We start from the raw sequence: 18,494 nt of genomic DNA on the forward strand, positions 1-18,494 counted from the left end.
TTGATGAAGTTTTTTTTTGCCAAATGATAAAAAGAATAATTTTACTCAGCCTATTTTTTGTATTCGCCTTTGTGAATCTTGGAACTGCACAAACAAAAGTGAGTGGAATTGTTTTGGATAAATCAAATCAGCCAGTACCTTTTGCAAATGTTGTTTTCAAAGGTTCTAATACTGGAATCGTTTCTAATGAAGACGGTCGTTTTTATTTGGAATCACCAAATACTTATACTGCTTTGTTAGTAAGTTCTGCAGGATTTTCAGATAAGGAAGTTCCTCTAGAAAAAGCAGTCAATTACAATTTCAAAATTGTTTTATTTGAAGAACAAGTGCTAAATGAAGTTGTAATTTATACCGGAAAAACGTCTAAAAAGAATAACCCAGCTTTAGATATTTTGAGGAAAATTTGGGAAAGAAAGCGTAAAAATGGGCTTTACCAATTCAATCAATATCAGATGCAGAAGTACGAAAAGGTCGAGTTTGATATGAACACAATCGACAGTGCTTTGATGAAAAACAAACTCTTTAAAGGAATGGAGTTTATTTTTGATCATGTAGATACTTCTGATGTTACGGGTAAAACGTATCTTCCAATTTTTATCAATGAATCAGTTTATGATGTTTATGGTGATAATAAAATAAAGAAAGTAAAAGAGAATCTGACAGGAAATAAAATGTCTGGTTTCAACGGAAATCAGCAGATTTTATCTTTCGTAAAAGACCTTTATTCTGATTATAATATTTACGACAATCACCTTAAATTTTTTGATAAGAGTTTTACGAGTCCACTTTCAAAAACAGGAATTGATGTTTACAATTATGTGCTAAAAGACAGTGCTTTTGTAGATAAAAAATGGTGTTATAATATTGTTTTTTATCCGAGGCGAAAAAACGAATTGACTTTTAAAGGAGATTTTTGGGTAAACGATACCACTTTTGCCATCAAGAAAATTAATATGGGCGTGACGAAAAGTGCCAATATTAACTGGGTAAAAGATATTTATATCGAACAGGAATTTGAAGTAGAAAACGATTCTGTTTTCCTTCTGACGCGTGATTATATGATGTCTGATTTTGCTTTGAATAAAAAAGAAAAATCAAAAGGAGTTTATGGAAAGCGAACGACTTTATATCGAAATCATAAATTCAATATTCAGAAACCAGAGAAGTTTTATAAAGAAGAAGTCAATTTTATAGACAATGCTGTTTACGACCGACCGCCTGAATTTTGGGAGGAAAATCGTTTTGAAAAATTAAATAAAGACGAAGCAGGAATCTATAAAATGCTCGACACACTACAAACGGTCAAGCGATTTAAGCAATTGTATAGCCTTGTCTCCATTTTAGGAAGTGGTTATGTCGAGTTTAAAAACTTCGATTATGGTCCAATTTTCTCGACTTTTGGTTATAATGAAGTTGAAGGTTTAAGAGTTAGAGTTGGAGGAAGAACTTATTTTGGACCAAACGATCCTTGGCGCGTTCAAGCTTACACAGCGTATGGTTTTAACGATAACAAATTCAAGTACGGAGTTTCTGGAAAATGGATGGTGGATAAGAAAAACCGAATCATTATTTCTGGAGGAAACAGGCGCGATATTGAGCAAATTGGAGCGAGTTTGACTACGACAAATGATATTTTAGGGCGAAGTTTTGCTTCTTCAGCTTTATTTACGACAAGCAGTAATGGAAAATTGACGAATATTAATTTGAGCAATGTTTCTTTTGAGATTGAAGCCAAAAAGAATTTTATAATTCAAACGGGTTTTTCATATCGAACTTTAGAATCGGCTTCGCCAACATTTAGTTTAGATTATTATTCTACTTTGCCAAGTGCAGAAAATCCTGCCGGAGTTATTCAAAGTAAAGTAAGACAGTCTGAAGCCAATATTCAGTTTGAGTATATGCCGAATCGTAAAACGATTGGTTACGGAGTTGAAAGAGATTTAGTCGATAGCCCGTTTAGCCATTTCTTTGTGAATTTTAGTTACGGTTTAAAAGGAGTTTTTAATAGTGATTTTGCTTACGAAAAAATTCAGGTCTATTACAAACAGCCCATTATTATTGGGCCTTTAGGAAGAACGGATATTATTGTTGAAACAGGAAAAACGTTTGGCACAATTCCGTTAGGCTTGATGAGCGTTGTTCCGGGGAACCAGACGTATTGGACAATTGAAAATACATTCAGCAACTTGAATTTCTACGAATTCATTACAGATCAATATACAACCTTGCAATGGCAACATAATTTTCAAGGAAGATTATTTGCAAGAGTTCCGTTTATGAGAAAATTAAACTGGAGGGAATTTGTCGGAATTAAAGCGGTTCACGGAACTATTTCGGATGCCAATAGAGCTATTAATGCTTCTGGTCAGCCATATAATGCGCCAGAAAATGTTTATTGGGAATATAATGCCGGAATCGGAAATATTTTTAAAGTGTTCCGAATTGATTTCTCTTGGAGAGGAAACTATTTGAATATGCCTGATGCTAATAAATTTGCTGTAAAAGGATCTTTCGGATTCTATTTTTAAAGTTGCAAAGATTCAAAGTTACAAAGTCGCAAAGGTTTAAATTCTTTGCGACTTTTTTTGTAGAGTAAAATTTGTTTCTCGCAGATTCCGCAGATTTAAGCTGATGAGCGCAGATTTATAATTTTCAAAAAAAAATCTGCTCAAATCTGCAAAATCTGCGTGAAATAAAACTTTGCGTCTCTGCGCTTTTGCGAGATTCTTTTTTAATTAATTTTGGAATTGACTTAAACAATTAAAGTAATGCAGGAAGCCATCGATTTTCTAACGAATAAAAATCCAATATTTCAGGAAATAATCGAGAAATACGGAATGCCTCAAATTCCAAGACGCCCTCAAGGTTTTGAAACTTTGGTATTGCTTATATTGGAACAGCAGGTTTCTATTGATTCGGCGAAAGCCACATTCTTAAAAATTAAAGCCTATAAAGACTGTAACCCAGAAAATATGGCTATTTTGTCTGATGAAGAATTTAGGAGTCTTGGGGTAAGTCGTCAAAAAACAAAATATATTAAAATTTTGGCAGAAGCGGTTTTAAGCAAAGAATTGGATATTGAAAGTCTAGCTTCAAAATCAGCAAAAGAGGTTCGGGAGGAACTTATAAAACTCAAAGGAATTGGAAATTGGACCATCGATATTTATTTGATGTTTTGTTTGGAAGAACCAGATTTAATTCCACTTGGAGATATTGCAGTTGTGAATACAATGAAAGAATTGTTCAACATTCATGATAAACAAGAAATGGAAAATCATGCAGAACAATGGATTCCGTATAGGTCATATGCGACCTATTTGCTTTGGCATCATTACTTAAAAAAGCGAAATCGCACAATAACGTATTAAATGCTTGTTTTTTAATACCTAATACAGATAATTTAACCTGTTTTTTTATTGTAAAAATAGAATGTTTGGTTACTTTTGCAACCGAAATTATAAGATATAATAAAAAACGAAAATGACCGCAGACAAACTAACGACTTTCGATGTATTAATCGAAATACCAAGAGGAAGCAGAAATAAATACGAGTACGATTTTGAAATCAAAAGAATGCGTTTCGACAGAATGTTGTTCTCTTCAATGATGTACCCAGCTGATTATGGATTTATTCCAGAAACTTTAGCTCTTGATGGTGACCCTCTTGATGTATTGGTTTTAGTAAACGAACCAACTTTCCCTGGATGTGTAATGGAAGTTAAGCCAATTGGTGTTTTCCACATGGCAGATGATAAAGGACCAGACGAGAAAATTATTTGTGTACCAGTTTCAGATCCAATCTGGAATTCATTAACAGATTTATCAGATATCAACCCTCACTTAGTAAAAGAAATCGAGCACTTTTTCCAAGTTTACAAAGATCTTGAAAACAAAAAAGTTGATGTTGAAGGATGGGGAGATGTAAAAGAAGCATACGAAATTATTGCAGAATGCACGAAGCGTTTTGACGATATTGAAAATAAACCAGCAGGATTATTTAGCATTAAATAATTTTAGCATTCATATTTTATAAAAAAAGCAATACTCCGTTAGGAGTATTGCTTTTTTGTTTAAATTCGTTTTAGTTAGATTGTTGACTATTAACCAAAACCATTAAATAATTATGAATGCATTTATGATTTACCTGCCAATTGTCATGGCAGTTTTAGGATTACTTTTCATGGGAATAAAAAGGACTTGGGTTTTAAAACAAGATGCCGGAGACGGTAAGATGAAAGAGATTTCAGATTACATCTACGAAGGAGCCTTAGCCTTCCTAAAAGCCGAATATAAACTATTAACCATCTTCGTAATTATTGCCAGTTTAGCTTTGGCTGGAATCACTTTTATTCCGGGAGTAAAAACCCATTTATTAATCGTAGTAGCATTTATTTTTGGTGCATTCTTTTCTGCTTTAGCAGGAAATATGGGAATGAAAATCGCAACTAAAACAAACGTTAGGACGACTCAGGCTGCGCGCACAAGTTTGCCTCAAGCTTTAAAAGTTTCTTTTGGTGGAGGAACTGTAATGGGACTTGGTGTTGCAGGTTTAGCTGTTTTAGGATTAACTGCTTTTTTTATAATTTTCTTTAATTTATTTTCAGGCGGTGTTTGGAAAGACACCGAAACAATGACCGTTGTTTTGGAAACTCTGGCAGGATTTTCACTTGGAGCAGAATCAATTGCATTGTTTGCTAGAGTTGGAGGTGGAATCTACACAAAAGCTGCCGATGTTGGCGCCGACTTAGTTGGTAAAGTTGAAGCAGGAATTCCAGAAGATGATCCGCGTAATCCTGCTACAATTGCTGATAACGTGGGTGATAACGTAGGAGACGTTGCAGGTATGGGAGCTGATTTATTTGGATCTTACGTTGCGACAGTTTTAGCTGCAATGGTTCTAGGAAATTATGTTATCAAAGATATGGGTGGAAGCATCAATGACGCTTTTGGAGGAATTGGTCCGATTTTGCTTCCCATGGCAATTGCTGGTTTCGGAATTTTATTTTCGATTATCGGGACAATGTTGGTGAAAATTTCAGATGATAGTGCTAGAGAAGCACAAGTACAAAAGGCTTTAAATATCGGAAACTGGGTTTCTATCGGTTTAACAGCTATTGCTTGTTTCTTTTTGGTGCAACATATGTTGCCTGAAGTAATGACAATGGAATTTTTTGGAGAAGGTTCACAACAAATTTCTTCAATGCGTGTTTTTTATGCTACATTAGTCGGATTAGTTGTTGGTGGAGCTATTTCATCGGTAACAGAATATTATACAGGATTAGGGACAAAACCAGTTATGGCAATTGTTCAAAAATCTTCAACAGGAGCAGGAACAAACGTTATTGCTGGTTTAGCAACCGGAATGATTTCGACTTTTCCAACGGTATTATTATTCGCTGTAGCAATCTGGATTTCTTATGCTTTGGCAGGATTTTATGGAGTGGCGTTGGCGGCTTCTGCAATGATGGCGACAACGGCAATGCAATTAGCAATTGATGCTTTCGGACCAATTTCTGATAATGCTGGAGGAATTGCTGAAATGAGCGAATTGCCAAAAGAAGTTCGTACTAGAACTGATATTTTAGACTCTGTTGGAAATACAACTGCAGCAACCGGAAAAGGTTTTGCAATTGCATCTGCAGCTTTGACTTCATTAGCATTATTTGCTGCTTATGTGACTTTTACAGGAATTGACGGAATCAATATTTTTAAAGCACCAGTTTTAGCAATGTTGTTTGTCGGAGGAATGATTCCAGTAGTTTTCTCGGCTTTGGCTATGAATTCTGTTGGAAAAGCGGCAATGGATATGGTTTACGAAGTGCGCCGCCAATTCAAGGAAATTCCAGGAATTATGGAAGGAACTGGAAAGCCAGAATACGGAAAATGTGTTGAAATTTCGACAAAAGCCGCTTTACGCGAAATGATGCTTCCAGGAATTTTGACAATTGGTTTTCCTATCGCAATTGTATTAATAGGGAAATTAGTTTATGCAGATAACAATCAGTTGATCGCTGAAATGTTAGGAGGTTATATGGCTGGAGTTACGGTTTCTGGAGTGCTTTGGGCAGTTTTCCAAAACAATGCCGGAGGTGCTTGGGATAATGCTAAAAAGTCTTTTGAAGCTGGAGTTATGATCAACGGCGAAATGACTTATAAAGGTTCTGATGCGCACAAAGCTGCAGTTACTGGAGATACAGTTGGAGATCCGTTTAAAGATACTTCTGGGCCATCAATGAATATTTTGATTAAATTAACTTGCTTGATAGGATTAGTTGTTGCACCAATTTTAGGTGAAGGACATTCATCTTCTGGAATGGCTGAAAAAGGTTCTTGTTGCGTTAAAATGGAAATGCATGCAGGTGGAGTTTCTAAATGTGGCGATTTATCTTCAATGACAAAAGAAGAATGCATTAAGATGTGCAAAGAGAAAGGATGTACAGCAGAAGAAACTGCAAAATGCCTAGCGCATTATGATGCAAACGGAAAATATATTCACCAAAAGACAGATTGTTTTGATACAAGCAAATATGAGAAAAAAGAGCTTCGTGTTGAATTGAGAAATGAAAATGGCAAAACCATTGGAACAGTAACAAAAACAGAAAACGGCAAAACAACAACTGAAGTTTATGAAGGAACAGAAGCTGAAGTAAAAGCTAAGATTGAAGCTGTAAAATAAGAATACAAGTTGTGATCCTAACAGGCTTTTAAAACCTGTTAGGATATAAAAATGAAAATGCCTCTAAATAATTTTAGAGGCATTTTTTATGGATTTAAACTATATTCTTTGATTAAAGTTGAAGCTGGAATATGAAGCGCTTCGGTTAAAACTCTAATTTGTTTTATTGTTAAGGCTCTTTTTCTATTGAATAATTCTGATACTCTCGAACGACTGTTTAGTATAATTCCTAAATCAGCATCAGTTAATCCATTTTGTTCCATCATAAATTTTATGGCTTCTATAGGATCTGGTTCAGGGATTGGAAAATGTATTTGTTCGTATTTTTCTATAAGTGTTACTAGAATATCTAACTCATCACCTTCAATAGTGTTTGGCTTAGCGTCAAAAATAGAATCGACTCTTTCTAAAGCTGCATTATAGTCTTGTTCTGTTTTTATTGGGTTTATGTTCATCTTATAAATTTTTAATATCTTTTAGATTGTCATATTCACTATGGGTTCCAACAAAAAGAATGTACACAATTTGTGTTTCATAATTTATTTTTACTATTAGGCGATAATGATTTCCACAAATATTAAAAACTACTTTGTTGTTGCCTACAAAATCTGCAGTACCAAAAGAAGATTTTATAACGTTAGAATTTGCAAAATCATTTTTATCAAAAACTTGATACCAAGCTAAAAGCTGTTGTTTGGAATTTGGAAATCTTTCCCAAAAATTTTGCAGTGTTCTTTTTGCTATTATTCTCATAATTAGTTTGACAAATATATTGGTTTTTTCCCAAATAGGGAAATTTATTTAATTGTCACAAAAGTAGGAAAATTTTTAAATAAAAAATGCCTCTAAATAATTTTAGAGGCATTTTTTATTTCGTGAAAATTAGTGCAATTGGTGTTCTAAAACAACCCATTCAACTCGGCATCAATTCTATTAATGATGTTTCCTAGATCTTCTGGATTGTCAACAAAATTGATATTGTCAACATCAATAATCAACAATCGGCCTTTAGTATAAGTCTGAATCCAAGCTTCATATCTTTCGTTTAGTCGGCTTAAATAATCAATTGAAATTGAATTTTCGTATTCGCGTCCACGTTTGTGGATTTGTCCAACAAGATTCGGAATAGAACTTCTTAAATAAATCAATAAATCGGGAGCTTTTACCAATGATTCCATTAATTCAAACAACGACGTATAATTCTCAAAATCACGGCTTGTCATCAAACCCATAGAGTACAAGTTGGGAGCAAAGATGTAAGCATCTTCATAAATCGTTCTGTCTTGAATGATTTTTTTACCGCTTTCGCGAATTTGTTGCACTTGACGAAAACGGCTGTTCAAGAAATAAATCTGCAAATTGAACGACCAGCGCTCCATTTGGTGATAAAAATCGTCTAGATATGGATTGTCAACCACATCTTCGTAATGAGGCTCCCATTTAAAATGTTTGGCTAATAATTTAGTCAAGGTTGTTTTTCCTGCGCCTATATTTCCTGCTATTGCTATGTGCATTACGGTGTTACGATTTTATAATTTACAATTTCTTTAGCTGTAAAAATAGATAAAATTTGGTCTTTGTAATAGAAATTGTCAAACGATTTTTGTAAAATTTCAATTTCAGAAATTACTTCGGTTTTCTCTTTGCTAATGTCTCTTAAATACAAGTGATTACCTTTGCTGAAAATGTATTTTTGCGCGTCAATTATTTCGATTTTATCAAAATCTTGCACATTTCCGAGGCTGGTGATTTTTCCGAAAATATCACATGAGAACCAGTTGTTTTTTTTGTCGATCCAATAAAAAGCATTAAAATCCGTCTGGTAATATTTTATAGGTTCTGTTAACGGAATCGAAACTGTTTTATATTCGTTTTTTAAATAATCAAATAATCCAATTTGTTGATTCAATGCATTGTAAATCCATAATTGATTTTGAGTTGACATTCCAATTGCGCTTACGACAATTGGCGTAGTATTCAACGTAAAATTGATTTCGGTGATTTTGTTTAGCTGATTGTCCAGCAAAACAACAGTATTGAAATCTTCATAATACAAAACCATTTTTAGAGGATTTTGCAAATCGGTTCTCGTAATGCTTCCTAATGAGACATTTTTGTATTCAAAAACCTCTTTTCCTTTTATTTTGCTGAAAACATTGTTGTTTATCTGATAAATAAAACCAAAAGAATCGTAGCCTAAAAATGTATCAGCATTGAGGGCTGTATGAGAAATTGAAACAGGATTTATTTTTGAATTTTGTGCCAAAAGTACAGACGGAAAGCCGGCAATTAAAATTAAAAATAGAAATGTAAGTGCCTTTTTGGTCATGATTTTTTGGGTTTCTGTAGAGCCAAATTACAAAAAACTGTATTATTGAGGGCTAAAAAAGTGCGTTTTTGCCGATTTTGCATTTTAAACCTTTTTAAAACGTAATAGTCTAAAAAATAGTACATTTTGTCTATGCCTTAACAGAACTGATATATTATTTTTTTAGTATTTTAAAATAAATAATACATTTGAGTGTAAGTTTATCGGATTTGCCAATTTAAATAAAATGAAAATGAAAAAAGTGTTTTTTTATATGTCTTTACTGCTTGTTTTTTCTCAAGTACAAGCACAAAAAGATTTTCAGGGAATGGCCGTTTACGAGTCAAAAACCCAAGCTCCAAAAATGGACGGAATGCGTGCCAATAGAGATATTACGCCTGAAATGCAAAAAAACATGGAGGAGCGAATGAAAAAAATGCTTGAAAAAACCTTTATTTTAAATTTTGACAAATCGGCTTCTATTTATAAAGAAGAAGAAAAACTAGAAACTCCAGGACAACAAGGAGGCGGCATGCGCATCATGATGAATTCGTTCATGGGTGGTGGAGGCACTTTCTATAAAAATGTAAAAAGCAAATCGTACACAGTTGACAAAGAATTTATGGGAAAAGAATTTCTAGTAGTAGATTCTTTGCCAAAATTAAATTGGAAAATGGAATCTGAAACTAAACAAATTGGAGGTTATACATGTTACAAAGCAACAGCGGTAAAGGAAGCCAGCAAAACCGATTTTAGAAATTTCAGACCAAAAAATAATGATGATAAAAAGCCGGAAGAGAAAAAAGATGACACAAAGAAAACTTCTGGCGAAACGAAAACAAACTTTCAGGACAACTTCGAAATTCCTAAAGAAATCATTATAACAGCTTGGTATTCTCCAGAAATTCCGGTGAATCAAGGACCAGAAAATTATTGGGGACTTCCGGGTTTGATTTTGGAAGTAAACGACGGAAGAACCACTATTTTATGTTCGAAAATTGTTTTGAATGCCAAAGATAAAGTCGAAATAAAAGCACCTACGAAAGGGAAAACAATTTCTCAAAAAGATTACGATGAAACAGTAATCAAAAAAATGGAAGAGTTTAGAGAAATGAACCGTGGTCGTGAAGGCGGTCCAGGTGGTGGTCCTGTAATGATCAGACGATAATTGTAAGCATATCATCTTTTAGATTTTCTCCATGAAAAATATATTTCTTTTCGTCATTTTTTTAATGACCTCGATAACTTTTGCTCAAACGGTTCGTTTTGATGGTATTATTCAAGACGAGCAAAAAAATCCTTTGGAAATGGCCAACATTATGGCGGTTAATAACGGAACCAAAGCAATGGATTCTTATGGTATTACAAATGATAAAGGAAAATTTCAGCTGACTTTAAAGCCAAATACTTCGTATACAATTAAGATAAGTTATCTTGGAATGAAATCTAAAGAGGTGGCCATTTCGACCAATACGGAAAACATTGTTCAGAATATTGTAATGGATGGCGCGGGAATTGAACTTGAAGGTGTTGAAATCGTGCGTGAAATGCCGGTTTCTATAAAAGGCGATACAATTGTCTATAACGCCGATTCGTTTAAATCGGGAACAGAAAAAAAACTGGAAGATGTTTTGAAAAAACTACCTGGAGTTGAGGTAAATGCTGATGGTGAAATTGAAGTTGAAGGAAAAAAAGTCAGCAAATTAATGGTCGAAGGGAAAGACTTTTTTGACGGAGATACCAAACTCGGCGTTAAAAATATTCCAGCAGATGCCATTGATAAAGTTCAGGTTTTAAGAAATTACAACGAAGTTAGTCAGTTAAAAGGTCTTGAAAATGATCAGGATAATGTGGCTATGAACATTAAACTGAAATCGGGCAAAAAGAACTTTTGGTTTGGTGATGTGACTGCAGGAGTTGGCGTTGCAGAACTTGACAGCCGTTATATTATCAATCCGAAATTATTTTACTACAGTCCAAAATACAGCATTAATTTAATTACCAATTTTAATAATATTGGCGAATTGCCTCTCACGGCGCAGGATTATTTCAAGTTTACTGGTGGTTTCAAAAATATGATGAAAAAGGGCGGAAGCAATTTTAATGTTTCGTCAAATGATTTGGGAATTTCAGTTTTAAGAAACAATCGTGCTAAAGAAATTGAAACCAAATTTGGCGCAACGAATTTTTCCTATAACCCTACAAAAGCTTGGAATATTAGTGGTTTCGGAATTCTTTCGGTTTCAAAAACAGATTTAGAAACCAAATCACAAACTACAATTTTAGATTCTGGTGATCAGCAGAAACGTGATGAAATGACGCATCAAAAAAACAATCTAGGACTTTTTAAATTGAGTTCGAGTTATAAACCAAGCGATAAATTTCAGTTTGATTATGATATTTTGACCAAGTTGTCAAAACAAAATGAAGACACAGATTTGCTTCGTGAATCGGTTGTGAATAATGTTTCGGCAGTTGAAACCATTTTGACACAGAAAAAGCAAGATCCAACATCGGTAAATCAAAACTTAAGTTTGTATTACACGCAAAGCGACAAAAACATTTTTGCTTTTGAGGCACAGCATTTATATCAAGACGAAAATCCGTTTTATAATGCAAATTTGCGTTCACAACCTTTTGATTTGGCCGGATACATTTCGGGACAAAACCGAAATGATTTGAATCAGGATCGTTTTGTGAAAACAAACAAACTAGATGCAAAATTGGATTACTATTATATGGTAACGCCAAAAAGTAATTTCAATGTTACTGTAGGAAATACGTATTCGTACCAAAACTTCAATTCGCATATTTTCCAGATGTTAGATAACGGAAACAAAAACGATTTGAATGCAGCAGAAAACAACAATGATGTTGATTACAGATTTAATGATGCTTTTTTAGGATTTCATTTTAAGATATTGACTGGAAAATTTACTTTGACACCGGGAGTAAGTTTGCATACGTATCAAATGACAAACGGACAGCTTGGAACGGATTATTCTCAAAGTTTTACAAAAGTGTTGCCTGATTTCTTTGCTTTATATCAAATCAAAAAGTCGGAAACATTGACGTATAATTTTTCTTTGTCAAACGATTTTACAGATATAAATCAGCTTGCGGCGGGTTATGTTTTGTCTGATTACAGCAGTTTGTTCCGAGGAAATCGTCTTTTAGAAAATGCAACTTCACAAGTGCATTCGCTACGTTATTTTAAATATAATATGTTTAATTTCGAAAATATTTTTGCCAACGCAACATACACTAAAAAAGTTGATGCGATCAAAACAAAGGCGAATTTTGATGGAATTAACCAATCTTCAGTTCCATACAATTCCAATTTGGCAGATGAAACCGCAAGCGGAATGGGAAGTTACGGGCGCTCTTTCTTGAAAAATTACAAAGCATCGGCAACGGCAAGTTTGAATTGGTCAAAATTCAACAATATTCAGAATAACGTTTTGGCTACAACAGAAAGTTTCACTCAAAGTTATACGGTAAAAGCGGCAACAAATTATAAAAACTTGCCTAATTTAGAGCTAGGTTATAATGCCTTGATCAATCAATACAGCGGTTCTACTTATTATACAGACAAACCTTTTGCGAGATTAGATTATTATTTCTGGAACAGTTTTTCATTTGTTTCAGAGTATGAATTCTATCATTATTATAATGGAAGCAAAACGGTTGATAACGAATATGACTTTTTAAGTGCCAGTTTAGTTTACCAAAAAAAGGACAGCAAATGGGAATATAAAATTTCGGCGACAAACATATTAAATACAACTTATCTTAATGATGACAGCTTCTCGCAGTTTTCCACACGAGTTTCGCAATATACTGTTCAGCCACGCTACATCATCTTTTCAATGAAATATAATTTGTAGTATTTTGATTGCAAAATTTTAATGTTTAGGTATTTTTTTTCATTTTAATCAAATATCTTTACGCTTCATTATTAGCACATAAAATAATAGTCATGCGTAATTTTATTTGGAGCTTATTGCTCTTGTTTTCTGGAATGCTTGTTTCTTTTTCTCAAACCAAAGGAATTGAAAAAGGAACTTATTTATCAACAAATAAAGGCGGAAAAATCAAACTGAATTTGTTGGATGATAATAAATTTGAGTTGGTTTTTTATACAGGCGATTATGAAATTAAAGGGGATTCCTTAATTTTTATTCAAAAGGAAAAATCAGAAAGTAATTTTGATCTTGCTTTTGTAACAGACAAAAAAGCAAAAAAAATAAAAATTAAATTTTTAGATTCATCTTATTACTCCTTATATATAGGAACTCAAAACCGAACAGAAGATGTTGCTTATCAAAGATTATCAGATATTAAATCCAAAATAGATCCAAATTGGGAGAAGACAGGATTAGAATTTGAAATCGAAAAAGCAGATTACTTATACTTGGTTTATGAGGATTATGACGGCAAAAGCAATGTCTGTAAATATGCATTACCAAAAGATGTTTCTGAAGTAACTGTAAAATATGAATTTGCACTTTTAGGGGATTTAAAAATTGGTGGTTTTTTTGATCAGAAAACAAACGAATTGAAAATCTCTGAGCCTTCAGGCAAAGATCCTTTGGTGTTTTTAAATGAAAAAAATCCTCAGCCCGAAAAGAAGAAAAAAGTAATTCCTCTTGAAAATCAAATGATTTCAAATTGGAATTATCCAGGAAAAGAGGTTGTTTTAACAACCGAAGATTTTGGTTCTGAGCCAATAGCTGTTGATAGTAGCGCTGTCGCAACGGATTATACAGTTGCGCCTCCTGCACTTCCTTTGCAATACGATTTTAAATTAAAAATTGAGAACAACTTAAAAAGTGCTCTAGCGGCAACAAAAGAAGCAAAACTCAAATTTTTAATGTTTTATGTAAACAACAAAGATAATGCTGCAAAAGAAAACTTTAATGCCTTTGTAAAAGATCAAGAAACACAGACAAGTTACAATATGTATGATGCATACAATCCTATATATGATGTTTATAATTATTACTTGGCTGGTGCCGATGATAAAAAATGGCTGAAAAATAATAAGATTACAGATGATCCTAGCATATTGGTTATAAACAGTGAAGGAGATATTTTGGCAAAAGCAAAATCTGATTTATCAGACAAGAGTTATCAGTTTGGCTATTATGGTGATTTATATAAAAAATTGAAGCGTGCAAATGCTTTTGTATATATTAATAAGGTATTCAAAAATAAAAAAGCAACTGATGGCGATTTGATCAGAGCTTTTAATAGAGCTGCGGTTTTAGAAATTTCATACGATTATGATTCAGATGAAACAATTGTGGATCCTAATTCGACTGATTTTGTAATAACAAAAATGACATCTGATAAAAAAGAAGTTGCTCAAAGTTGGAGAAATTTGATTGAATCGCACCAAAAGGATTCTAAACCAGATATGTATTTGGTGGAAACCATTGTAAGAGAAATAAAAAATCAAGGTTTTACAAAACAGCTTTTTAATGAAGACAGAGTTTTGAATGATACTGATTTTCTTTCTATCGATTATCTTTTAAAGCATGCTGATAAAATTGAAGAGAATCGTTTAGCATTTAATAATAAGGAAGGCGAAGTTCATAATTTAGGAAATGTAATTTCTGAAATTTCTTCAGCATTGCAGGCTAATAAATATATTGCTGAAGAGAAATCTTCTTCGGATATAAATAAGGAGAAGAATATTTCTATTTATAAAAAGATAATCGCTTTAGGAAAAGGAAATTTCGAATCATACAGCAATTATTTCCAATATTTAAATAATGCTGAAGATGCAACCGCTTCAAACATCGATTTCTTAAAAGAATTCAGTGCGTATTTTGATTCTAATTTAGCATCATCAAGTCCAATTGAAAAATTAGATGCAATGTATTCAGCTTTAGATTCAAATTCTGAATATGCTTATAATGGATGGAATTCTTTTAAAGATTATCATTCAAATCTTTGCAATAATGCAGCTTGGTCAGTAGTCTTGCAATCACAAAATGCTAATTTTTTAAAAGAAGCTATTAAATGGTCAGAATATAGTTTAGTGGTAACCAAGAACAATCCGTACTATTTAGATACTTTGGCACAATTGTATTACAAAGATGGCCAAAAGCAAAAAGCTATTGAAACACAAGCTCTGGCAGTTAAATTTTTGAATGCAGTTACAGAACCAGAAATGGCAGCAGATATTAAGGAGACTTTGGATAAGATGAAAAACGGAAAATATTAAAAACATAATCGTTGTGAAAAATGCAATGGCTGTCTAAGTAGGCAGCCATTTTTGTTTATTAATCGTTGCTATTCCCTGTTTTTGATGTTAAAAAAACAAAGATTTTGCCTTGAAATGATTAAGTTTGGATTATAAAATTAAAATGTATGAAAAACAAATTAATCCTTGTTTTACTTGCCTCAAGTGCAGTTGCTTTTGCGCAGGCAGTTAAAAAACCATTAGTTTCGGCAATAACTGATAAAGATCTTAGAACCGACATGTATCAAATGGCAGGCGACCACTTTAATGGCCGTGAAGCCGGAACACTCGACGAATTAAAAGTATCGATGTGGCTTGCCAATAAAGCTAAAGAAGCTGGAATGGCGCCAGCAGGAGATGACGGGACTTATTTTCAGTTTTTTGATTTGTACAGACATCAGGTAACGCCAAATACAAAGTTTAAAATTGGCCAAAAAGAATATAAATTATGGAAGGAAGTTCTGGTTGCAGAAACAACTAACATAAAAGTTGAAGGTTCGTTAGTTTATCTAGGAGCAGCAACTAAAGAAGAAATTGAAAAAGCTGATATTAAAGGAAAAGCAGTTGTTTTATTAGCTTCAAAAGAAGGAATTGCAGATGATATTTCGCTTTTTGACAGACGTTATCCAGGTTTGGTCCGAAATAAATACTACGATCTTGTGGTGAAAAAAGGTGCAATAGCATTGATTATGGTTGCTGATGAATTAGCAGAACAAAGCTGGTCGCAAGTTGAACCGCAAATGACAAGAGGAATTTATGGAATTGAAGGTTTCCGCGATAAAATTGGAGCCACAATGCCGGTTTTTTGGGTGCACGGAGATCAATTAGAATATTTAAAAACCACCAAAGATATTTTATCGACAGAAGTAGTTTCTGAAACCTACAAATATCCATCAGTAAATGTTGTGGGAACAATTGCAGGAACAGATCCAAAACTGAAAAACGAATATGTACTTTTCAGTGGTCACCAAGATCATGATGGAGTACGTCAAAAATATGGGCAGGATTCTATTTACAATGGCGCTGATGATAATGCAAGTACGTGTGTAGCGATGCTGGCAATTGCAAGAGCTTACAAAAAACAACCAGGAAAAAGAACATCTTTATTTGTATTTCACGGCTCAGAAGAACGGGGTTTGTTAGGATCAAGATGGTATGCAGCGCATCCAACAGTTCCGGAAAAAGATATTATTGCCGTTTTAAACGGAGATATGATTGGAAGAAATAATGTAAATCAAGCAGCTTTATTAGGTTCTAGTTCGCCACATGAAAATTCATCTGATTTGGTTGCGATTGCTAAACAAGCAAATGACGAAGGACCAAAATTTGATTTAGATAAACTTTGGGACCGACCAGAACATCCAGAATATTTTTATTTTCGTTCTGATCATTTGCCTTATGCAAGAAAAGGAATCCCAGCAGTTTTCTTTACAAGCGTATTGCACAGTCAATACCATACGCCAATGGATGAATCGGAAAATATTGATTACGTAAAATTGCGTAAAATGACAGAATGGATGTACCGCACAGGCTGGATTTTGTCAAACGATGCCAATCGTCCTAAAACTTTGCCTAATGTAAAATTAGAAAGATAAAAGACATTTTGATAAAAATAAAAGACCCGATTTCGAAAATATGAAATCGGGTCTTTTTATGTTTAAGAATAAAATAGTTGTCAAAAAATCTAACAATCTAAGTTAGTCTAAGTAGTATCAAATTACAATCCAAATGCAGCTTTAACTTGGTCAACAAAATCAAGTTTTTCCCATGTAAATAATTCAACAGTAACTGTTTTTTCATTTCCACCTGGAGCAGAGAAAGTTTTAGTTACAGTTTCTGGTTTACGTCCCATGTGTCCGTAAGCAGCAGTTTCGCTGTAAATAGGGTTTCTTAATTTCAAACGTTGCTCAATAAAATAAGGACGCATATCAAAGATAGCTTCTACTTTTTTAGCGATTTCACCGTTAGTTAAGTTTACTTTAGAAGTTCCGTAAGTCTCAATGAAAATTCCCATTGGTTCAGCAACTCCAATTGCGTAAGAAACCTGAACTAAGATTTCGTCAGCAACACCAGCAGCAACTAAGTTTTTAGCGATATGACGCGTTGCATAAGCAGCACTTCTATCTACTTTACTTGGATCTTTTCCAGAGAATGCACCACCACCGTGAGCACCTTTTCCACCGTACGTATCAACGATAATTTTTCTTCCTGTCAAACCAGTATCTCCGTGAGGTCCTCCAATAACGAATTTTCCTGTTGGGTTAATATGGTAGTTGATTTTATCGTTAAATAAATGAGCATGCTCTGGGTTTTTAGCGATAATTCTTGGAATCAAGATTTCGATAATATCTTTTTTGATTTTAGCAAGCATTGCAGCTTCTTCATCAAAATCATCGTGTTGAGTTGAGATAACAATCGCATCGATACGAGTTGGTTTGTTGTCGTCGCTGTATTCTAAAGTTACTTGAGATTTAGCATCTGGACGTAAATACGTGATTTCTTTGTTTTCACGTCTTAAAATAGCTAATTCTTGTAATAATTTATGAGATAAATCTAATGCCAATGGCATGTAATTTTCAGTTTCGTTTGTAGCGTAACCAAACATCATTCCTTGATCACCCGCACCTTGTTCTTCTGGCTTAGCTCTGTCAACACCTTGGTTAATGTCTGCAGATTGCTCGTGAATTGCTGATAAAATTCCACAAGAATTTGCTTCAAACATATATTCACTTTTAGTATATCCAATTTTACGGATTACCTCACGTGCAATTTGTTGTACATCAAGATAAGTATTCGATTTAACTTCACCTGCTAAAATAACCTGACCTGTTGTAACTAATGTTTCACAAGCTACTTTTGAATCAGCGTCAAATGCCAAAAAGTTGTCAATTAATGCATCCGAAATTTGATCTGCAACTTTGTCTGGATGCCCTTCACTAACAGATTCTGACGTAAATAAATAAGCCATAATAATGATTAAATTTAAAATTAAGCGAGAAAAATAATTGCTAAAAAGGGCTAAAGAAGAGTTGCTGCTTTAGCATTTTTTACTGCCGAAAGTAATCTTTCAGCACTCATAACGAACCGTTTCATTATGAAGAGGTTGCAATCAGTTCAAATTTTTCCTCTGTATTCGGGTGCAAAGGTATAAAACCATTTTGATTTGCAAATTAAAGTTCAACTTTTTTTATTTTTTTAAAGAGAAATTTAACAATAGCATACTAATTAGATAGGGTAATGGAAAATATTTTTAATTTTGT

Annotated in this window: 13 protein-coding genes; 8 read left to right on the forward strand and 5 right to left on the reverse strand. The window is 33.5% G+C overall.

Going from position 1 to position 18,494, the window contains the following annotated elements:
* Positions 1–23 precede the first annotated feature (23 nt).
* From EYY60_RS18165 to EYY60_RS18180, 4 genes are all read left to right on the forward strand, one after another.
* Positions 24–2,528, forward strand: coding sequence for a DUF5686 and carboxypeptidase-like regulatory domain-containing protein (locus EYY60_RS18165; protein WP_394346646.1), 2,505 nt, complete (start codon positions 24–26; stop codon positions 2,526–2,528).
* A gap of 240 nt (positions 2,529–2,768) precedes the next feature.
* On the forward strand, positions 2,769–3,368 hold the full coding sequence (locus EYY60_RS18170; protein WP_132990710.1) for a DNA-3-methyladenine glycosylase family protein: 600 nt from the start codon (positions 2,769–2,771) through the stop codon (positions 3,366–3,368).
* Positions 3,369–3,480: 112 nt separating this feature from the next.
* On the forward strand, positions 3,481–4,011 hold the full coding sequence (locus tag EYY60_RS18175; protein WP_095928087.1) for an inorganic diphosphatase: 531 nt from the start codon (positions 3,481–3,483) through the stop codon (positions 4,009–4,011).
* A gap of 112 nt (positions 4,012–4,123) precedes the next feature.
* On the forward strand, positions 4,124–6,676 hold the full coding sequence (locus EYY60_RS18180) for a sodium-translocating pyrophosphatase (RefSeq protein WP_132990711.1): 2,553 nt from the start codon (positions 4,124–4,126) through the stop codon (positions 6,674–6,676).
* Between the two features lie 86 nt (positions 6,677–6,762).
* On the opposite strand, the gene EYY60_RS18185 is transcribed toward EYY60_RS18180, so the two are convergent.
* From EYY60_RS18185 to EYY60_RS18200, 4 genes are all read right to left on the reverse strand, one after another.
* Positions 6,763–7,131, reverse strand: a complete 369-nt coding sequence (locus EYY60_RS18185; protein WP_132990712.1) for a helix-turn-helix domain-containing protein — start codon at positions 7,129–7,131, stop codon at positions 6,763–6,765.
* Between the two features lies 1 nt (position 7,132).
* Positions 7,133–7,429 (reverse strand): type II toxin-antitoxin system HigB family toxin, encoded by a 297-nt coding sequence (locus EYY60_RS18190; RefSeq protein ID WP_132990713.1) that lies wholly within the window; start codon positions 7,427–7,429, stop codon positions 7,133–7,135.
* A gap of 146 nt (positions 7,430–7,575) precedes the next feature.
* Positions 7,576–8,190, reverse strand: a complete 615-nt coding sequence (locus EYY60_RS18195; RefSeq protein ID WP_132990714.1) for a deoxynucleoside kinase — start codon at positions 8,188–8,190, stop codon at positions 7,576–7,578.
* Positions 8,190–9,005, reverse strand: coding sequence for a hypothetical protein (locus tag EYY60_RS18200; protein WP_132990715.1), 816 nt, complete (start codon positions 9,003–9,005; stop codon positions 8,190–8,192). The genes EYY60_RS18195 and EYY60_RS18200 overlap by 1 nt, the downstream gene beginning before the upstream one ends.
* A 232-nt stretch (positions 9,006–9,237) precedes the next feature.
* On the opposite strand from EYY60_RS18200, the gene EYY60_RS18205 reads away from it, so the two are divergent.
* The 4 genes from EYY60_RS18205 (at position 9,238) to EYY60_RS18220 (ending at position 16,829) form a co-directional block, all read left to right on the forward strand.
* A complete protein-coding gene (locus tag EYY60_RS18205) occupies positions 9,238–10,152 on the forward strand; it encodes a GLPGLI family protein (RefSeq protein WP_132990716.1) in 915 nt (304 codons plus the stop codon).
* Positions 10,153–10,183: 31 nt separating this feature from the next.
* Entirely contained in the window at positions 10,184–12,871 is a 2,688-nt protein-coding gene (locus tag EYY60_RS18210; protein WP_132990717.1) for a carboxypeptidase-like regulatory domain-containing protein, read from the forward strand.
* Positions 12,872–12,963: 92 nt separating this feature from the next.
* Positions 12,964–15,216 (forward strand): hypothetical protein, encoded by a 2,253-nt coding sequence (locus tag EYY60_RS18215; protein WP_132990718.1) that lies wholly within the window; start codon positions 12,964–12,966, stop codon positions 15,214–15,216.
* 146 nt (positions 15,217–15,362) lie between these two features.
* Positions 15,363–16,829, forward strand: a complete 1,467-nt coding sequence (locus EYY60_RS18220) for a M28 family metallopeptidase (protein ID WP_132990719.1) — start codon at positions 15,363–15,365, stop codon at positions 16,827–16,829.
* 122 nt (positions 16,830–16,951) lie between these two features.
* Here the strand turns inward: EYY60_RS18220 and metK are convergent, their stop codons facing one another.
* Positions 16,952–18,202, reverse strand: a complete 1,251-nt coding sequence (metK, locus tag EYY60_RS18225) for a methionine adenosyltransferase (RefSeq protein WP_111367782.1) — start codon at positions 18,200–18,202, stop codon at positions 16,952–16,954.
* Between the last annotated feature and the right edge of the window lie 292 nt (positions 18,203–18,494).

It is taken from the genome of Flavobacterium zhairuonense (assembly GCF_004352915.1).
Lineage (GTDB): Bacteria > Bacteroidota > Bacteroidia > Flavobacteriales > Flavobacteriaceae > Flavobacterium > Flavobacterium zhairuonense.

What these genes read in the sequence shown, in the direction of transcription:
- EYY60_RS18190 (WP_132990713.1), bottom strand. Translation starts at nt 7,429, where the DNA reads ATGAGAATAATAGCAAAAAGAACACTGCAAAATTTTTGGGAAAGATTT.
- EYY60_RS18165 (WP_394346646.1), top strand. Translation starts at nt 24, where the DNA reads ATGATAAAAAGAATAATTTTACTCAGCCTATTTTTTGTATTCGCCTTT.
- EYY60_RS18195 (WP_132990714.1), bottom strand. Translation starts at nt 8,190, where the DNA reads ATGCACATAGCAATAGCAGGAAATATAGGCGCAGGAAAAACAACCTTG.
- EYY60_RS18205 (WP_132990716.1), top strand. Translation starts at nt 9,238, where the DNA reads ATGAAAAAAGTGTTTTTTTATATGTCTTTACTGCTTGTTTTTTCTCAA.
- EYY60_RS18200 (WP_132990715.1), bottom strand. Translation starts at nt 9,005, where the DNA reads ATGACCAAAAAGGCACTTACATTTCTATTTTTAATTTTAATTGCCGGC.
- metK (WP_111367782.1), bottom strand. Translation starts at nt 18,202, where the DNA reads ATGGCTTATTTATTTACGTCAGAATCTGTTAGTGAAGGGCATCCAGAC.
- EYY60_RS18170 (WP_132990710.1), top strand. Translation starts at nt 2,769, where the DNA reads ATGCAGGAAGCCATCGATTTTCTAACGAATAAAAATCCAATATTTCAG.
- EYY60_RS18215 (WP_132990718.1), top strand. Translation starts at nt 12,964, where the DNA reads ATGCGTAATTTTATTTGGAGCTTATTGCTCTTGTTTTCTGGAATGCTT.
- EYY60_RS18220 (WP_132990719.1), top strand. Translation starts at nt 15,363, where the DNA reads ATGAAAAACAAATTAATCCTTGTTTTACTTGCCTCAAGTGCAGTTGCT.
- EYY60_RS18185 (WP_132990712.1), bottom strand. Translation starts at nt 7,131, where the DNA reads ATGAACATAAACCCAATAAAAACAGAACAAGACTATAATGCAGCTTTA.
- EYY60_RS18175 (WP_095928087.1), top strand. Translation starts at nt 3,481, where the DNA reads ATGACCGCAGACAAACTAACGACTTTCGATGTATTAATCGAAATACCA.
- EYY60_RS18210 (WP_132990717.1), top strand. Translation starts at nt 10,184, where the DNA reads ATGAAAAATATATTTCTTTTCGTCATTTTTTTAATGACCTCGATAACT.
- EYY60_RS18180 (WP_132990711.1), top strand. Translation starts at nt 4,124, where the DNA reads ATGAATGCATTTATGATTTACCTGCCAATTGTCATGGCAGTTTTAGGA.